Origin of the sequence: Escherichia sp. WS1118 (assembly GCF_046487695.1) — a bacterium.
Lineage (GTDB): Bacteria > Pseudomonadota > Gammaproteobacteria > Enterobacterales > Enterobacteriaceae > Escherichia > Escherichia coli.
The window spans coordinates 40,539-56,848 of the sequence record NZ_JBJQIZ010000004.1 but is presented as its reverse complement, the minus strand read 5'-3'; the positions used below and the strand labels follow the sequence as shown (position 1 = coordinate 56,848).

The following is a 16,310-nucleotide window of genomic DNA, read 5'->3' as shown; positions in this document are numbered from 1 at the left end:
AAAGTGAACTGATAGCCAAATGGAGGAGTCACGTGAAGCTATACATTTACGATCACTGCCCTTACTGCCTCAAAGCCCGCATGATTTTCGGCCTGAAAAATATCCCCGTCGAATTACATGTTCTGCTCAACGACGACGCAGAAACACCCACCCGGATGGTCGGTCAAAAACAGGTTCCCATTCTGCAAAAAGATGACAGCCGCTATATGCCAGAAAGCATGGACATCGTTCACTATGTCGATAAACTCGACGGCAAACCGTTACTGACCGGCAAACGTTCCCCTGCCATTGAAGAGTGGCTGCGCAAGGTCAATGGCTACGCCAACAAACTGCTGTTGCCGCGTTTTGCCAAATCGGCATTTGATGAGTTTTCTACTCCTGCCGCGCGCAAATATTTCGTCGACAAGAAAGAGGCCAGCGCGGGTAATTTTGCCGACCTGCTGGCCCACTCTGACGGTCTGATTAAGAATATCAGCGATGATTTACGTGCGCTGGACAAACTGATCGTCAAACCGAACGCCGTGAATGGCGAACTTTCGGAAGATGATATTCAGCTATTTCCGCTCCTGCGTAATCTGACGCTAGTAGCCGGAATCAACTGGCCAAGCCGCGTTGCTGATTACCGCGATAATATGGCGAAACAGACACAAATCAATTTGTTATCATCAATGGCGATTTAATCCTGACCCGCCGCGGCAGCCTGTATTCGCGGGTTGCCGCCGTTTTCAGTTTTTTCTGCTGGCGCGTTTATCGCTGGTGACACATGCTGCGTTGTGTCAGGATATTGACGCAGATTTCATGTCGAGGACTACCATGAACAAGTTTTTATTTGCCGCTGCATTGATCGTCAGTGGCCTGCTCGTTGGCTGTAATCAACTCACCCAATACACCATCACCGAACAAGAAATTAACCAGTCGCTTGCGAAACATAATAATTTCTCAAAAGATATCGGTTTACCCGGCGTGGCTGACGCCCATATTGTTCTGACAAACCTGACCAGCCAAATTGGTCGCGAAGAGCCGAATAAGGTTACCCTAACCGGAGACGCCAATCTGGACATGAACTCCCTGTTCGGTAGCCAGAAAGCGACCATGAAACTGAAGCTGAAAGCGCTGCCCGTGTTTGATAAAGAAAAAGGCGCGATCTTCCTGAAAGAGATGGAAGTGGTCGATGCGACGGTACAACCGGGAAAAATGCAAACGGTGATGCAAACGTTGCTTCCCTATTTAAACCAGGCATTACGCAATTACTTTAACCAGCAACCTGCTTACGTCCTGCGCGAAGATGGCAGCCAGGGCGAAGCAATGGCGAAGAAACTGGCGAAAGGCATTGAAGTGAAGCCAGGCGAAATTGTCATTCCGTTTACTGATTAATCACGAGGGCGCATTCGCGCCCTTTATTTTTCGTGCAAAGGAAAACGTTTCCGCTTATCCTTTGTGTCCGGCAAAAACATCCCTTCAGCCGGAGCATAGAGATTAATGACTGCACCATCCCAGGTATTAAAGATCCGCTGCCCAGACGACTGGCACCTTCACCTCCGCGATGGCGACATGTTAAAAACTGTCGTGCCGTATACCAGCGAAATTTATGGACGGGCTATCGTAATGCCCAATCTGGCTCCGCCCGTGACCACCGTTGAGGCTGCCGTGGCGTATCGCCAGCGCATTCTTGACGCCGTACCTGCCGGGCACGATTTCACCCCGCTGATGACCTGTTATTTAACAGATTCGCTGGATCCTAATGAGCTGGAGCGCGGATTTAACGAAGGCGTGTTCACCGCTGCAAAACTTTATCCGGCAAACGCAACCACTAACTCCAGCCACGGCGTTACGTCAGTTGACGCAATCATGCCGGTACTTGAGCGCATGGAAAAAATCGGTATGCCGCTACTGGTGCATGGTGAAGTAACACATGCAGATATCGACATTTTTGATCGTGAAGCGCGCTTTATAGAAAGCGTGATGGAACCGCTGCGCCAGCGCCTGACTGCACTGAAAGTCGTTTTTGAGCACATCACCACCAAAGACGCTGCCGACTATGTCCGTGACGGAAATGAACGGCTGGCTGCCACCATCACTCCGCAGCATCTGATGTTTAACCGCAACCATATGCTGGTTGGTGGCGTGCGTCCGCACCTGTATTGTCTACCCATCCTCAAACGCAATATCCACCAACAGGCATTGCGTGAACTGGTCGCCAGCGGTTTTAATCGTGTATTCCTCGGAACGGATTCTGCGCCACATGCACGTCATCGCAAAGAGAGCAGCTGCGGCTGCGCGGGCTGTTTCAACGCCCCAACTGCGCTGGGCAGTTACGCTACCGTCTTTGAAGAGATGAATGCTTTGCAGCACTTTGAAGCATTCTGTTCTGTAAACGGCCCGCAGTTCTATGGCTTGCCGGTCAACGACACATTCATCGAACTGGTACGTGAAGAGCAACAGGTTGCTGAAAGCATCGCACTGACTGATGACACGCTGGTGCCATTCCTCGCCGGAGAAACGGTACGCTGGTCCGTTAAACAATAAAAATCGTAGCTTCCTGTTGTCATTAGGTTATTTTACCTGTATAAATAACCAGTATATTCAACAGGGGGCTATTATGCGAATTGAAGTCACCATAGCGAAAACTTCTCCATTGCCAGCTGGGGCTATTGACGCCCTGGCTGGCGAACTTTCCCGCCGTATTCAGTATGCGTTTCCTGATAATGAAGGCCACGTATCGGTACGTTATGCCGCAGCAAATAATTTATCGGTTATTGGCGCGACAAAAGAAGATAAACAGCGCATTAGCGAAATTCTCCAGGAAACGTGGGAAAGCGCCGATGACTGGTTTGTCAGCGAATAATATGCAGTGATTTTTGTTTTTGCCGGGTCGCCCCGGCTTTTTTATTTTACTTGCGAATTGTGAGTACAAAATTTCTACACTCCCTCAAAATAATTGCACAATATGCTAAAAAAATATGAATGACATGCTGTTTTATTGTTCATATCAATCTTAAAAGTAGAAATTTATCTGTTCCCCCCTTTAAAAATTCGGTGAATACCCTTACTTATTGGTATACTGAAGTTGCTTCAGATAAAAACGCATTGAACCTCGAATAACGTTGTCTAGTAACACGAATTAGGGGGCCATGATGGAAAAAAATAATGAAGTCATTCAGACTCATCCGCTCGTAGGGTGGGACATCAGCACCGTTGATAGCTATGATGCGCTGATGTTGCGTTTGCACTACCAGACCCCAAATAAGTCCGAGCAGGAAGGGACTGAAGTTGGTCAGACGCTCTGGTTAACCACTGATGTTGCCAGACAATTTATTTCGATATTAGAAGCAGGAATCGCCAAAATTGAATCCGGTGATTTCCAGGTAAACGAGTATCGGCGTCATTAACATGACATGACCATCCACCCAAAAGGCACCTCACCGGTGCCTTTACCATTTCTGGGTTGTATATCTGCATTCAGTTAATTACTCTGCTTAAACCATGAGAGCAGAGAGAAAAAAATGAAATACGATCTCATCATTATTGGCAGCGGTTCCGTAGGCGCTGCCGCCGGGTATTATGCAACCCGCGCCGGTTTAAACGTGCTAATGACCGACGCCCATATGCCACCACATCAACACGGCAGCCACCACGGCGATACGCGATTAATTCGCCATGCTTATGGTGAAGGTGAAAAGTATGTCCCGCTGGTCCTCCGCGCGCAAATGCTGTGGGATGAACTTTCCCGCCACAACGAAGATGATCCCATTTTTGTACGCTCTGGTGTCATTAACCTCGGTCCGGCTGACTCCGCATTTCTCGCCAACGTCGCCCACAGCGCCGAACAGTGGCAACTCAACGTTGAAAAGCTCGACGCGCAAGGGATTATGGCCCGCTGGCCAGAAATACGCGTCCCGGACAACTACATCGGTTTATTTGAAACTGATTCCGGTTTTTTGCGCAGCGAACTGGCGATTAAAACCTGGATCCAACTGGCGAAGGAAGCGGGCTGTGCGCAGCTGTTCAACTGCCCGGTCACCGCAATTCGTCATGACGATGATGGCGTAACTATTGAAACGGCTGACGGTGAGTATCAGGCGAAAAAAGCGATTGTCTGCGCGGGAACATGGGTAAAAGACCTACTCCCGGAGCTGCCTGTCCAGCCCGTACGCAAAGTATTTGCCTGGTATCAGGCCGATGGCCGCTATAGCGTGAAGAATAAATTCCCGGCATTTACCGGTGAACTGCCCAATGGCGATCAATATTATGGTTTTCCGGCAGAAAACGACGCGTTGAAGATTGGCAAACATAACGGAGGCCAGGTTATCCATTCAGCGGATGAACGTGTTCCGTTTGCGGAAGTGGTCAGCGATGGTTCGGAAGCCTTCCCGTTCTTGCGCAATGTGTTGCCGGGTATCGGCTGCTGCCTGTACGGCGCTGCCTGCACCTATGATAATTCGCCTGACGAGGATTTTATTATCGATACCTTACCCGGCCACGATAATACCCTGCTTATTACCGGCCTGAGTGGGCACGGTTTTAAATTTGCGTCAGTTTTAGGGGAAATAGCTGCCGATTTTGCGCAAGACAAAAAAAGCGATTTTGATTTGACGCCATTCAGGCTTTCCCGCTTCCAATAATCATCATTACGGCCTCCAGAATGAGGCCGTTTTTACAGGGGTATTTAATGCGTCGGTTGGTGAACTATCTCATTAATAATATTCGCGAGCATCTGATGCTTTATCTTTTTCTCTGGGGACTATTAGCAATTATGGACCTAATCTACGTGTTTTATTTTTAGTTTTTCCGCACTGACATAAACTGACAAATATTTAATCTCCCTTTCATTTAGCGTGAAAAATTGAATGAGATTCTTCCTGCCTCTACAGCACTCACTAGACCTTCCAGATGCTGAACCCACTAAACTTATGAAGATTCTTTCATTATTAATTCAAAATTATTGAAATAAAAATAAATATCATTCAATTTGTTATTTTTGTGTTGCAATTCATTCTCCGACACGCCATTTTCTTTCTCTCGCAAATTCGTTTTGGATGTACTTATGTCATTCACAAATACCCCTGAACGCTATGGTGTTATATCTGCGGCCTTACATTGGCTAAGCGCAATTATTGTCTATGGCATGTTTGCTTTAGGTCTGTGGATGGTCACGCTCAGTTATTACGATGGCTGGTATCACCAGGCACCGGAACTGCATAAAAGCATCGGCATTTTGTTAATGATGGGGCTGGTTATTCGCGTTCTGTGGCGTGTCATATCTCCACCGCCGGGTCCGCTGCCGAGTTATTTGCCCATGACTCGTCTTGCAGCAAAAGCTGGACATCTCGCATTGTACCTATTGCTGTTCGCCATCGGCATCAGCGGCTATCTGATCTCAACTGCCGATGGTAAACCGATCAGCGTTTTTGGCTGGTTTGACGTCCCCGCGACCCTCTCCGACGCTGGCGCACAGGCTGACTTTGCCGGTGCCCTGCATTTTTGGCTCGCGTGGAGCGTTGTAGTACTGTCCGTTATGCACGGATTTATGGCCCTGAAGCATCATTTCATCGATAAAGACGACACTCTGAAGCGCATGCTGGGAAAGTCGTCATCTGACTATGGAGTATAAAAAATGAAAAAAAGCCTGCTTGGTTTAACCTTCGCTTCCTTGATGTTCTCTGCCGGTTCAGCGGTTGCCGCCGATTACAAAATTGACAAAGAAGGTCAGCACGCCTTTGTTAACTTCCGCATCCAGCATCTTGGCTATAGCTGGTTATATGGCACCTTCAAAGATTTCGACGGTACTTTTACCTTTGATGAAAAAAATCCAGCTGCCGATAAAGTGAATGTGACAATTAACACCACCAGCGTCGATACTAATCACGCCGAACGCGATAAACATCTTCGCAGTGCGGATTTCCTCAATACCGCAAAATATCCACAGGCAACATTCACCTCCACCAGCGTGAAGAAAGACGGTGACAAACTGGATATTACCGGCGATCTGACGCTGAATGGTGTAACCAAGCCCGTCACACTGGAAGCGAAATTAATTGGTCAGGGTGACGACCCGTGGGGCGGTAAACGTGCAGGCTTTGAGGCCGAAGGCAAAATCAAGCTCAAAGACTTCAATATCAAGACAGATTTAGGTCCAGCGTCTCAGGAAGTGGATCTGATTATTTCAGTGGAAGGCGTACAGCAGAAGTAAGAGTGAAATGTTGCCGGATGGCACGCATCCGGCAATGATATTTATTCTGTTGGATCAGGAATGCCCAGTGTTGTATTCAGACGTCCACGAGACTTATTAAAGATCTTATTGCCATTTTCACGTCCTGCCCGACGGCGTCGCTGTTCCTCTGGCGGTAACGCGCTTTCTTCGCAGCAAATCTCACTACAACAACCTTTGTTTTTTTCCGCACATACTGGACACTGAATAAACAACAGATGGCAGCCATCATTTTTACAGTTGGTATGGCTGTCGCACGGCGCACCGCACTGGTGGCAGTGCGCGATAATCTCATCAGATATTCGTTCGCCCATCCGCTCGTCAAAAACAAAATTTTTGCCAATAAAACGCACCGGCAAGCCCTGCTCGCGCGCCTTACGGGCGTATTCAATAATTCCGCCCTCGATATGCCAGACTTTGTTGAATCCGTTATGTTTCATCCAGGCACTGGCCTTTTCACAACGAATGCCGCCGGTGCAGTACATGACGATTTTTTTATCTTTATGTGCCTGCATCATCTCAACTGCTTTTGGCAGCTGCTCACGGAAGGTATCTGCCGGTATTTCCAGCGCGTTTTCAAAGTGCCCCACTTCATACTCATAGTGGTTACGCATGTCGATAAACAATGCATCGGGATCGTCAAGCATGGCGTTCACTTCTGCCGCTTGCAGATACTCACCAACATTGCTGGCATCAAAGTGAGGATCGTCAATACCGTCGGCAACAATGCGATCGCGTACCTTCATACGCAGTACCCAGAAGGATTTCCCGTCATCATCCAACGCGATATTCAGGCGTAAACCCTCTAAAGCCGGGTCGAAGGCATAGAGCTGCGCGCGAAATGTTTCAACATTGCTCGCAGGTACGCTGATTTGCGCGTTAATGCCCTCATGCGCCAGATACACTCGCCCAAAAACATTCAGCGCGGTAAACAGTTGATATAAAGCGTCACGGGTCACCTTAGGATCGGCAATGTGGAAATACTTATAAAACGAAATGGTGGTTCGCGGTTCGCTCTCAGCCAACATTTTGGCTTTTAACGCGTCGTTGGAAATGCGGTTGTGTAACACTGGCATGGTGTACGGTTCCTGCGAGATGGGAAAGTAAAAATCCGCGGCATGATATAGCAATTATCGATAATTAACATCCACACATTTTACGCTACATTTTAGCATTAAAAATTATTTGTTATTTACAAGCGCGGCAATTTCGCCCAATCTTCAGTCACAAATTTTGGTTGCGGACGAAAAAATGCGACAATACATACAATTGCCCGTATAGGTTGAAAAACAGGATTGATATGACGAATCTACCCAAGTTCTCCACCGCACTGCTTCATCCGCGTTATTGGTTAACCTGGTTGGGTATTGGCGTACTTTGGTTGGTCGTGCAATTGCCCTACCCGGTTATCTACCGCCTCGGTTGTGGATTAGGAAAACTGGCGTTACGTTTTATGAAACGACGCGCAAAAATTGTGCATCGCAACCTGGAACTGTGCTTTCCGGAAATGAGCGAACAAGAACGCCGTAAAATGGTGGTGAAGAATTTCGAATCCGTTGGCATGGGCCTGATGGAAACCGGCATGGCGTGGTTCTGGCCGGACCGCCGAATCGCCCGCTGGACGGAAGTGATCGGCATGGAACACATTCGTGACGTGCAGGCGCAAAAACGCGGCATCCTGTTAGTTGGCATCCATTTTCTGACACTGGAGCTGGGTGCGCGGCAGTTTGGTATGCAGGAACCGGGGATTGGCGTTTACCGCCCGAACGATAATCCACTGATTGACTGGCTACAAACCTGGGGCCGTTTGCGCTCAAATAAATCGATGCTCGACCGCAAAGATTTAAAAGGCATGATTAAAGCCCTGAAAAAAGGCGAAGTGGTCTGGTACGCACCGGATCATGATTACGGCCCGCGCTCAAGCGTTTTCGTCCCGTTGTTTGCCGTTGAGCAGGCTGCGACCACGACCGGAACCTGGATGCTGGCACGGATGTCCGGCGCATGTCTGGTGCCCTTCGTTCCACGCCGTAAGCCAGATGGCAAAGGGTATCAGTTGATTATACTGCCGCCAGAGTGTTCTCCGCCGCTGGATGATGCCGAAACTACCGCCGCGTGGATGAACAAAGTGGTCGAAAAATGCATCATGATGGCACCAGAGCAGTATATGTGGTTACACCGTCGCTTTAAAACACGCCCGGAAGGCGTTCCTTCACGCTATTAAATCTTCCATGCTGGATGCTTCAGAATGGCATCCGGCATTACCACAGAAAATCCCCCTGATTTAGCGATAAAAGCTCTCTGGATTGCGCCCCCTGGAAGTCGGGCGCATAATTAGTGTGCTTATCTTTTCTTCTTATGTTCACCGCGCCTGGCGCACCAACAGCGGATTGCTATGTCACCCTGTGAAAATGACACCCCTATAAACTGGAAACGAAACCTGATCGTCGCCTGGCTAGGCTGTTTTCTTACCGGTGCCGCCTTCAGCCTGGTAATGCCCTTCTTACCCCTCTACGTTGAGCAGCTTGGCGTTACCGGCCACTCCGCCCTGAATATGTGGTCCGGTATTGTCTTCAGCATTACATTTTTATTTTCGGCCATCGCCTCACCGTTTTGGGGTGGACTCGCCGACCGTAAAGGCCGAAAAATCATGCTATTACGCTCTGCTCTCGGCATGGGCATCGTGATGGTGTTGATGGGACTGGCACAAAATATCTGGCAGTTTTTGATCCTGCGGGCGCTTCTTGGTTTACTTGGCGGATTTGTCCCCAACGCTAATGCTCTTATCGCCACACAAGTACCGCGTAATAAAAGCGGCTGGGCGCTGGGTACGCTCTCCACAGGCGGCGTTAGCGGCGCGTTGCTCGGCCCAATGGCTGGCGGTTTGCTCGCCGATAGCTACGGCTTACGTCCGGTATTCTTTATTACCGCCAGTGTGCTCATACTCTGCTTTTTCGTCACCCTGTTTTGCATCAGAGAAAAATTCCAGCCGGTCAGCAAAAAAGAGATGCTGCATATGCGGGAAGTGGTGACATCACTTAAAAACCCGAAACTGGTACTCAGCCTGTTTGTCACCACGTTAATCATCCAGGTGGCGACGGGCTCAATTGCCCCCATTCTGACGCTGTATGTCCGCGAACTGGCGGGTAACGTCAGTAACGTCGCCTTTATCAGTGGCATGATCGCCTCGGTGCCAGGCGTGGCGGCTCTGCTAAGTGCACCACGACTCGGCAAACTTGGCGATCGAATCGGACCCGAAAAGATCCTGATTACAGCGCTGATCTTTTCTGTACTGCTGTTGATCCCAATGTCTTACGTTCAGACGCCATTACAACTTGGGATTTTACGTTTTTTGCTCGGTGCCGCCGATGGTGCACTACTCCCCGCCGTACAGACACTATTAGTTTATAACTCGAGCAACCAGATCGCCGGGCGTATCTTCAGCTATAACCAATCGTTTCGTGATATTGGCAACGTTACCGGACCATTGATGGGAGCAGCGATTTCAGCGAACTACGGTTTCAGGGCGGTATTTCTCGTCACCGCTGGCGTAGTGTTATTCAACGCAGTCTATTCATGGAACAGTCTACGTCGTCGTCGAATCCCCCAGATATCGAACTGATTTTTCGCCTTTCATACTTGCAAAAGCGGAGAATCAGCTATCCTTTTCCCTGAAACCTCATCAACTCAAAGGGAGAATCGTGATGACCATGTACGCAACGCTTGAAGAAGCCATTGACGCTGCACGCGAAGAATTTCTTGCAGACAACCCCGGCGTCGACGCCGAAAACGCGAATGTGCAACAGTTCAATGCCCAAAAATACGTTTTGCAGGACGGCGACATCATGTGGCAAGTTGAGTTTTTTGCCGACGAAGGGGAAGAAGGTGAATGTTTACCCATGCTTAGCGGTGAAGCTGCGCAAAGTGTCTTTGACGGCGACTATGATGAGATTGAGATCCGCCAGGAGTGGCAAGATGAGAATACATTACATGAATGGGACGAGGGGGAATTTCAGCTTGAGCCACCGCTGGATACCGAGGAAGGACGCACAGCAGCTGATGAGTGGGATGAGCGTTAATCACTCATACGGGCCATGATGAATGTCGATCGGCAGCAGTAAAGTATCGAAAACCAGGGAGAATGGCAGATCAAGGATCGTGACGTAACGCCAGGCGGAGTCACGCACGTCCCATTGCACACCGGGATAATATTGGTTGCCATGCCCCTGCCCCGGTATAGTGCGACTAATGATGCTGCCACAGCCACTCAGCAAGGTCACCATTATGCTCACCACAATTAAACGCATTTGATACCTCTTCCGTAAAAAATACCGGCATAACGCCGGTATTTTTATTGGCTCGTTGTTTTTGCCGAATGCGGCGTGAACGCTTTACCCGACCTACAAAATCTTGCAAAATCAATAAATTGCAGGAACGATGTAGGCCTGATAAGCGTAGCGCATCAGGCAACTACGTTTTTATTGCGAAGCCGCATCCGGTTTACGTAATGCCAGTGGATTGAGCTTTATCCCTTCGTAATAACTCACCCATGAGGAATATCTCTCCGGGGAATTCCAGACGCGGAAATGCAGACGGGCCATCGTCACCGGATCGCTTAGCAGCACCAGGCGACGATCGCGATTCAGCTTCTCTGGCGTCTCGTTCAGCGCCTGTTCAACGTGGCGGTCACGGGCGATTTCCAGCACCTTGCTGGCGCGGTGACGCGCGGTCGCCATTGCGGTTGCCAGAGCGTTAAATGACGGGTTAAACACCGCGTGCATAAAACCATCATCAAGGGAGCGTTGACGATTCATCTCAAGGAACCGATCGGTATCAACCAGCACCTGCGGCGGTGAATACTCTTCCGGGATCAGGAACAGTTTCCAGCGTTTGGTTCGCAGACCAACGGTGGCACGGCTGGAAATCACCGAAACAAACGGTGACAGGATCAACGAGAAGACAATCGGTGCCAGCCAGAACAGAAAACGCAGATCCAGCCACGCCATCCCAACAGCCCACACTAACCCTAACAGCAGCTGTGAGCCGTGGCGTTTGAACGCTTCCCCCCAGGAAGTGGAGTCATCATCACGCTGCGGCGAATTCCACACTACTTCCCAGCCAAGGAACGCGCTGACGACGAAGACCGTATGGAACAACATGCGAACCGGAGCCAGCAGCACGGAAAACAGCACTTCCAGCAGCAACGATAATGTAACGCGCCAGAAGCCGCCGTATTCTTTCGTTCCTTTGCACCAGATAAGCAAAATGCTCAATAGCTTCGGCAGGAACAACAGCACCATGGTCGAAGCAAAAAGTGCAATCGCCAGCTCAGGACGCCACTGCGGCCATACCGGGAACAACTGCCGTGGTTGCAGGAAGTATTGCGGTTCGGTCAACGCATGTACTACCTGCAATGCAGTAGAGAGCGCGAGGAACATAAACCACAGCGGAGCGGAGAGATAAGACATCACGCCCGTCAGGAACACCGCACGGTGAACCGGGTGCATACCCTTCACCAGGAACAGACGGAAGTTCATCAGGTTACCGTGGCACCAGCGGCGGTCACGTTTTAGCTCATCAAGCAAGTTAGGCGGCAATTCTTCATAAGAACCCGGGAGATCGTAAGCAATCCAGACCCCCCAACCTGCACGGCGCATCAACGCCGCTTCCACGAAGTCATGTGACAGGATTGAACCGGCAAAAGAACCTTCGCCCGGCAGCGGAGCCAGTGCACAGTGCTCGATAAACGGTTTCACGCGGATAATCGCGTTATGCCCCCAGTAGTGCGACTCGCCAAGTTGCCAGAAGTGCAAACCGGCTGTAAACAGTGGCCCATACACGCGGGTCGCGAACTGCTGGCAGCGCGCATACAGCGTATCCATGCCGGACGCTTTCGGTGACGACTGAATGATCCCGGCGTTCGGGTTGGCTTCCATCAGGCGCACCAGGCCGCACAAACAATCACCGGTCATTACCGAGTCAGCATCCAGCACCACCATGTAGCTGTACTGGCTGCCCCAACGACGGCAGAAGTCATCGATATTACCGCTTTTACGCTTCACGCGACGGCGGCGGCGGCGATAGAAAATCTGACCTTCGCCACCGACTTCAGCGATAAGCTCCATCCAGGCTTTTTGCTCTGCGACGCAGATATCCGGGTTATAACTGTCACTCAGAATGTAGACATCAAAGTGTTTGGCATTCCCGGTGGCTTTTACTGATTCCCACGTTGCACGCAAGCCAGCAAAAACACGGTTCACGTCTTCGTTACAGATAGGCATGATCAACGCCGTGCGATGCTCCGGGTTTAATGGTTCATCGCCAACTGTTGACGCAGATATACTGTATTTATCGCGACCAATAAGCAGTTGCAGGAAGCCCATCAACGCCGTCCAGAATCCGGCGGACACCCAACAGAACAGTACCGCAAAGAGGATCAGGATACCGGTTTGCAGCATATAAGGCAGAAGCTGCATAAAGGAAACCCACACATCCTGACCAACCATATCCATAGGATTAATCAGCGCCCACCCCTGATAAGGAAGAATGGTCTTCATATACCAGGTCGCGACAACAGTTTGCGCGAGCGTCAGGATCAACAGAATGTAACGGCGGATGGTACCGACAGTACGCCACTTTTGCTCGCTCTCCTGCTCTTCTTTGGTCAAACGAGCCAGATAGCGCGGCGTCACATCGCGTCCACGCAGGCGATCCCAGAAACGGCCTACCGGGTTGGTACGCCACGGGTCGGGAAACATCGAGGAGCGTTTTGCTTCTGGCATCGCCTTTAGCTGATCGCGCCCTTCGTCGTCTTTGATTAACTGTCCATCAGCAAGTGAATCTGGCCAGGCTTGTTCCAGACGCGCCTTTACCGAGCCTTGCGGGGAGTCATCCTCCCGCGCCCAGGTGCGGTGTTCGGCATCCAGCGCCTGATGAACGGCGCGGATATCAGTCTTCGGCAATGCCGCTTTCTCGCTTGCGGCGATGGGCATTGCGTCAATGTACTCAGTTGTCTTATTCATTGGCAGGTAACTGGTAGCTCCAGGTTTCACTCAACGTCTGATCGGCATTCACCAGCGCAGCACGCATTTCAGTGGTTTTCTTGGCATCTTTCACTTTCACACGCATCACCAGACGCCAACCTTTGGTAACCGGGTTATAGCGCACCGTGCTTTCAACTATCTCACCATTATCACCAATGCTGGTTTGCGCTGTGACCGGGGTATCCTCTGGCAGTTTTTTCATCTCAGCGCCGGTAAAATCGACCACAAAGGCGATAGTACCGTCAGGCTGGCGAATCAGGTTCGACTGCTTCACATCCCCCGTTGAACGACGCGTTTGTTGCACCCATGCGTTATCTGGCGCATGCAGTTTGTCTTCATCACGGCTGAAGGTGATGGTGTATTTAAAGTTCATCTCTTTACCCGGCTCCGGCAACTGATCCGGCGTCCAGTAAGCGACGATGTTATCGTTGGTTTCATCGTTGGTTGGAATTTCCACCAGCTCAACGCTGCCTTTGCCCCACTCCCCTTTCGGAGTCACCCATGCGCTTGGACGAAGATCGTAACGATCATCGAGATCTTCAAAGCGGGAGAAATCACGACCACGCTGCAATAGACCGAAGCCTTGCGGGTTTTCCATCGAGAAGCTGCTGACCGCTAAATGTTTCGGGTTATTCAACGGACGCCAGATCCATTCGCCATTACCAGCATGGATAGACAGACCGTTAGAGTCGTGCAACTCCGGACGATAGTTATTTGCAGGCGACGGTTGGTTCGGCCCAAACAGGAACATACTGGTTAACGGTGCAACCCCCAGTTTGCCGACTTTATCGCGCAGATAGATTTTCGACTGCACATCCACAACCGTGTCACGTCCTGGCATAACTACGAATTTGTAAGCACCTGTCGCGCGCGGCGAGTCAAGCAATGCATAAATGGTTAAACGTTTATCAGTCGGTTTTGGACGCTCGATCCAGAACTCTTTGAAGCGTGGAAATTCTTCACCCGATGGCAAGGCGGTATCAATTGCCAGGCCGCGTGCAGAAAGGCCATAAACCTGACCTGCACCAATCACGCGGAAATAGCTGGCCCCGAGCATGCTGACGATTTCATCGTTTTTATCTTTGCTGTTGATCGGGTAAAGCACTTTGAAACCGGCAAAACCAAGGTCTTTTACCGTGTCTTTGTCATGCTGAACATCGCCGAAAGTGAAATAATCTGGGCTGTATTTGATTCGTTTGACTGCGGTGGCAGTCACTTCATTTATTTTGACCGGGGTATCGAAGTACATACCCTGATGGTAGAACTCGAGTTTGAATGGGGTCTTCAGATTGTTCCAGTACGCTTTGTCATGATTAAACTGGATCTGCTGATAGTCCGCGTATTTCATATCGCGGAAAACGGAGGGCAAGTTGCTTTTGGGCGCCTCATAGCCTTTCCCGGCTAAGGATTGAGCTTGCTTTGCGACATCATCAATACTGAAAGCCCAGCTTGAAGATGTATACAGGGTTAACATTACTGCAGCACTCAACCAACGCATTTTCATCATTTGTAGTTTATGTTTCATAATTAGTAAGCACTTCCCCCTTTGTGTGCTTATATCGATCCGATCTATTTTAATGGATAACCAGCCATTCCGACAACAGAATCCCGGTATCGTTCAGCACACTGGCTCATGGATTAAGCACCTGATTGCAACCGTTTTCACTTTCCGTGCTTCTCCTAAAGACAGAAGCATCGACTTCGTGTAGGGTTTGCCAGCAAATTTATTTATCAACCGTCTTACTGACGCTTCCATTCTGGTTAGTGGTAGCGATGATGCTATGCATAAAAACCTTGAAGCCTGCGCCTAGCGCGGTCAGGTCGGTGTCGCTATGGCAACAAGCCTAAAGGCATAACCCGACAGGGATAAGACGAAAAATCCGAGATTAGTTAACCATATATGAATCCAGTACCCGCGCAACGTGAATATTTCCTCGACTCCATCCGCGCCTGGCTGATGTTGTTAGGGATCCCTTTTCATATTTCTTTAATCTATTCGAGCCATACATGGCATGTGAATAGCGCCGAACCGTCATTGTGGCTGACCCTTTTTAATGACTTCATCCACTCGTTCCGCATGCAGGTGTTTTTCGTTATATCCGGGTACTTTTCCTACATGCTTTTTTTACGCTATCCCTTGAAAAAATGGTGGAAAGTACGTGTCGAACGTGTAGGGATCCCGATGTTAACAGCCATCCCCTTACTGACATTGCCGCAATTTATTATGCTGCAATACGTCAAAGGGAAAGCGGAAAGTTGGCCTGGGCTGTCATTGTATGACAAATATAATACGTTGGCCTGGGAATTAATATCACACCTGTGGTTTTTACTGGTGTTAGTGGTCATGACGACGCTGTGCGTATGGATATTTAAACGCATCAGAAATAATTTAGAAAATTCTGATAAAACGAATAAAAAATTCTCGATGGTAAAATTATCGGTGATTTTTTTGTGCCTCGGCATCGGTTATGCGGTAATAAGAAGAACGATTTTTATTGTGTATCCACCCATTCTGAGTAACGGCATGTTCAATTTTATTGTCATGCAAACGTTATTTTATTTGCCGTTCTTTATCCTCGGCGCACTGGCTTTCATTTTCCCTCATCTTAAAGCCTTGTTTACCACGCCGTCTCGTGGCTGTACCCTTGCAGCAGCATTGGCGTTTGTCGCTTATTTACTCAACCAGCGCTATGGCAGTGGCGATGCCTGGATGTATGAAACCGAGTCGGTGATCACTATGGTCCTCGGTCTGTGGATGGTGAATGTGGTCTTCTCCTTTGGCCACCGTTTGCTTAACTTCCAGTCAGCGCGGGTGACTTATTTTGTTAACGCATCGCTGTTTATCTATCTGGTTCACCACCCGTTAACGCTGTTTTTCGGCGCATACATTACACCACACATCACCTCCAACTGGCTTGGTTTTCTCTGTGGCCTGATATTCGTAGTAGGGATTGCGATAATTCTGTATGAAATTCATTTACGCATCCCATTATTGAAGTTTTTGTTCTCTGGTAAACCGGTTGTTAAGCGTGAGAACGATAAAGCACCAGCCCGTTAAGCCG

The 16,310-nt window shown here is 49.5% G+C and carries 17 protein-coding genes; 13 read left to right on the top strand and 4 right to left on the bottom strand.

Annotated elements, in window-relative coordinates; genetic code table 11:
• Positions 1-32: 32 nt before the first annotated feature.
• The 9 genes from grxB to ACJHYO_RS08400 all read left to right on the top strand — a co-directional run bounded on the left by grxB (position 33) and on the right by ACJHYO_RS08400 (position 6,190).
• Positions 33-680 (top strand): glutaredoxin 2, encoded by a 648-nt coding sequence (gene grxB, locus ACJHYO_RS08440; RefSeq protein WP_000780912.1) that lies wholly within the window; start codon positions 33-35, stop codon positions 678-680.
• Between the two features lie 133 nt (positions 681-813).
• Positions 814-1,374 (top strand): lipoprotein, encoded by a 561-nt coding sequence (locus ACJHYO_RS08435; protein WP_001443229.1) that lies wholly within the window; start codon positions 814-816, stop codon positions 1,372-1,374.
• Positions 1,375-1,479: 105 nt separating this feature from the next.
• Positions 1,480-2,526, top strand: a complete 1,047-nt coding sequence (gene pyrC, locus ACJHYO_RS08430) for a dihydroorotase (protein WP_000126520.1) — start codon at positions 1,480-1,482, stop codon at positions 2,524-2,526.
• Positions 2,527-2,599: 73 nt separating this feature from the next.
• Positions 2,600-2,845: a DNA damage-inducible protein I gene (gene dinI, locus ACJHYO_RS08425; protein ID WP_001217754.1), complete on the top strand. Its 246-nt coding sequence runs from the start codon at positions 2,600-2,602 to the stop codon at positions 2,843-2,845.
• 289 nt (positions 2,846-3,134) lie between these two features.
• A complete protein-coding gene (gene bssS / locus ACJHYO_RS08420; RefSeq protein ID WP_000414438.1) occupies positions 3,135-3,389 on the top strand; it encodes a biofilm formation regulator BssS in 255 nt (84 codons plus the stop codon).
• Positions 3,390-3,503: 114 nt separating this feature from the next.
• Positions 3,504-4,622 carry an N-methyl-L-tryptophan oxidase gene (gene solA, locus ACJHYO_RS08415; protein ID WP_000872794.1) on the top strand — a complete coding sequence of 373 codons (1,119 nt, stop codon included), beginning with the start codon at positions 3,504-3,506 and terminating at the stop codon, positions 4,620-4,622.
• Between the two features lie 47 nt (positions 4,623-4,669).
• Positions 4,670-4,783, top strand: a complete 114-nt coding sequence (locus ACJHYO_RS08410) for a YceO family protein (RefSeq protein WP_001253739.1) — start codon at positions 4,670-4,672, stop codon at positions 4,781-4,783.
• 261 nt (positions 4,784-5,044) lie between these two features.
• Positions 5,045-5,611, top strand: coding sequence for a cytochrome b (locus tag ACJHYO_RS08405; protein ID WP_000011130.1), 567 nt, complete (start codon positions 5,045-5,047; stop codon positions 5,609-5,611).
• A 3-nt stretch (positions 5,612-5,614) separates the two neighbouring features.
• On the top strand, positions 5,615-6,190 hold the full coding sequence (locus ACJHYO_RS08400) for a YceI family protein (protein WP_000749266.1): 576 nt from the start codon (positions 5,615-5,617) through the stop codon (positions 6,188-6,190).
• A gap of 41 nt (positions 6,191-6,231) precedes the next feature.
• On the opposite strand, the gene ACJHYO_RS08395 is transcribed toward ACJHYO_RS08400, so the two are convergent.
• On the bottom strand, positions 6,232-7,284 hold the full coding sequence (locus ACJHYO_RS08395; protein WP_021580662.1) for a rhodanese-related sulfurtransferase: 1,053 nt from the start codon (positions 7,282-7,284) through the stop codon (positions 6,232-6,234).
• Between the two features lie 224 nt (positions 7,285-7,508).
• Between ACJHYO_RS08395 and lpxL the strand changes: the two genes are divergently transcribed.
• From lpxL to ACJHYO_RS08380, 3 genes are all read left to right on the top strand, one after another.
• A complete protein-coding gene (lpxL, locus tag ACJHYO_RS08390; RefSeq protein ID WP_001295958.1) occupies positions 7,509-8,429 on the top strand; it encodes a kdo(2)-lipid IV(A) lauroyltransferase in 921 nt (306 codons plus the stop codon).
• 171 nt (positions 8,430-8,600) lie between these two features.
• Positions 8,601-9,827 (top strand): multidrug efflux MFS transporter MdtG, encoded by a 1,227-nt coding sequence (gene mdtG, locus ACJHYO_RS08385; protein ID WP_000074159.1) that lies wholly within the window; start codon positions 8,601-8,603, stop codon positions 9,825-9,827.
• A gap of 82 nt (positions 9,828-9,909) precedes the next feature.
• Positions 9,910-10,284, top strand: coding sequence for a MysB family protein (locus ACJHYO_RS08380; RefSeq protein WP_021580660.1), 375 nt, complete (start codon positions 9,910-9,912; stop codon positions 10,282-10,284).
• Here ACJHYO_RS08380 and ACJHYO_RS08375 read toward each other — a convergent pair whose 3' ends face one another.
• The 3 genes from ACJHYO_RS08375 to mdoG form a co-directional block, all read right to left on the bottom strand.
• On the bottom strand, positions 10,285-10,512 hold the full coding sequence (locus tag ACJHYO_RS08375; protein WP_001237205.1) for a YceK/YidQ family lipoprotein: 228 nt from the start codon (positions 10,510-10,512) through the stop codon (positions 10,285-10,287).
• A 171-nt stretch (positions 10,513-10,683) separates the two neighbouring features.
• Complete coding sequence (gene mdoH / locus ACJHYO_RS08370; RefSeq protein WP_001304473.1) at positions 10,684-13,227, bottom strand: glucans biosynthesis glucosyltransferase MdoH; 2,544 nt, start codon at positions 13,225-13,227, stop codon at positions 10,684-10,686.
• Positions 13,220-14,755 carry a glucans biosynthesis protein MdoG gene (gene mdoG / locus ACJHYO_RS08365; RefSeq protein WP_001300662.1) on the bottom strand — a complete coding sequence of 512 codons (1,536 nt, stop codon included), beginning with the start codon at positions 14,753-14,755 and terminating at the stop codon, positions 13,220-13,222. Before mdoG ends, mdoH begins: the two co-directional genes overlap by 8 nt.
• A gap of 393 nt (positions 14,756-15,148) precedes the next feature.
• Between mdoG and mdoC the strand changes: the two genes are divergently transcribed.
• A complete protein-coding gene (mdoC, locus tag ACJHYO_RS08360) occupies positions 15,149-16,306 on the top strand; it encodes a glucans biosynthesis protein MdoC (protein WP_001070350.1) in 1,158 nt (385 codons plus the stop codon).
• The last annotated feature ends 4 nt before the right edge of the window (positions 16,307-16,310 follow it).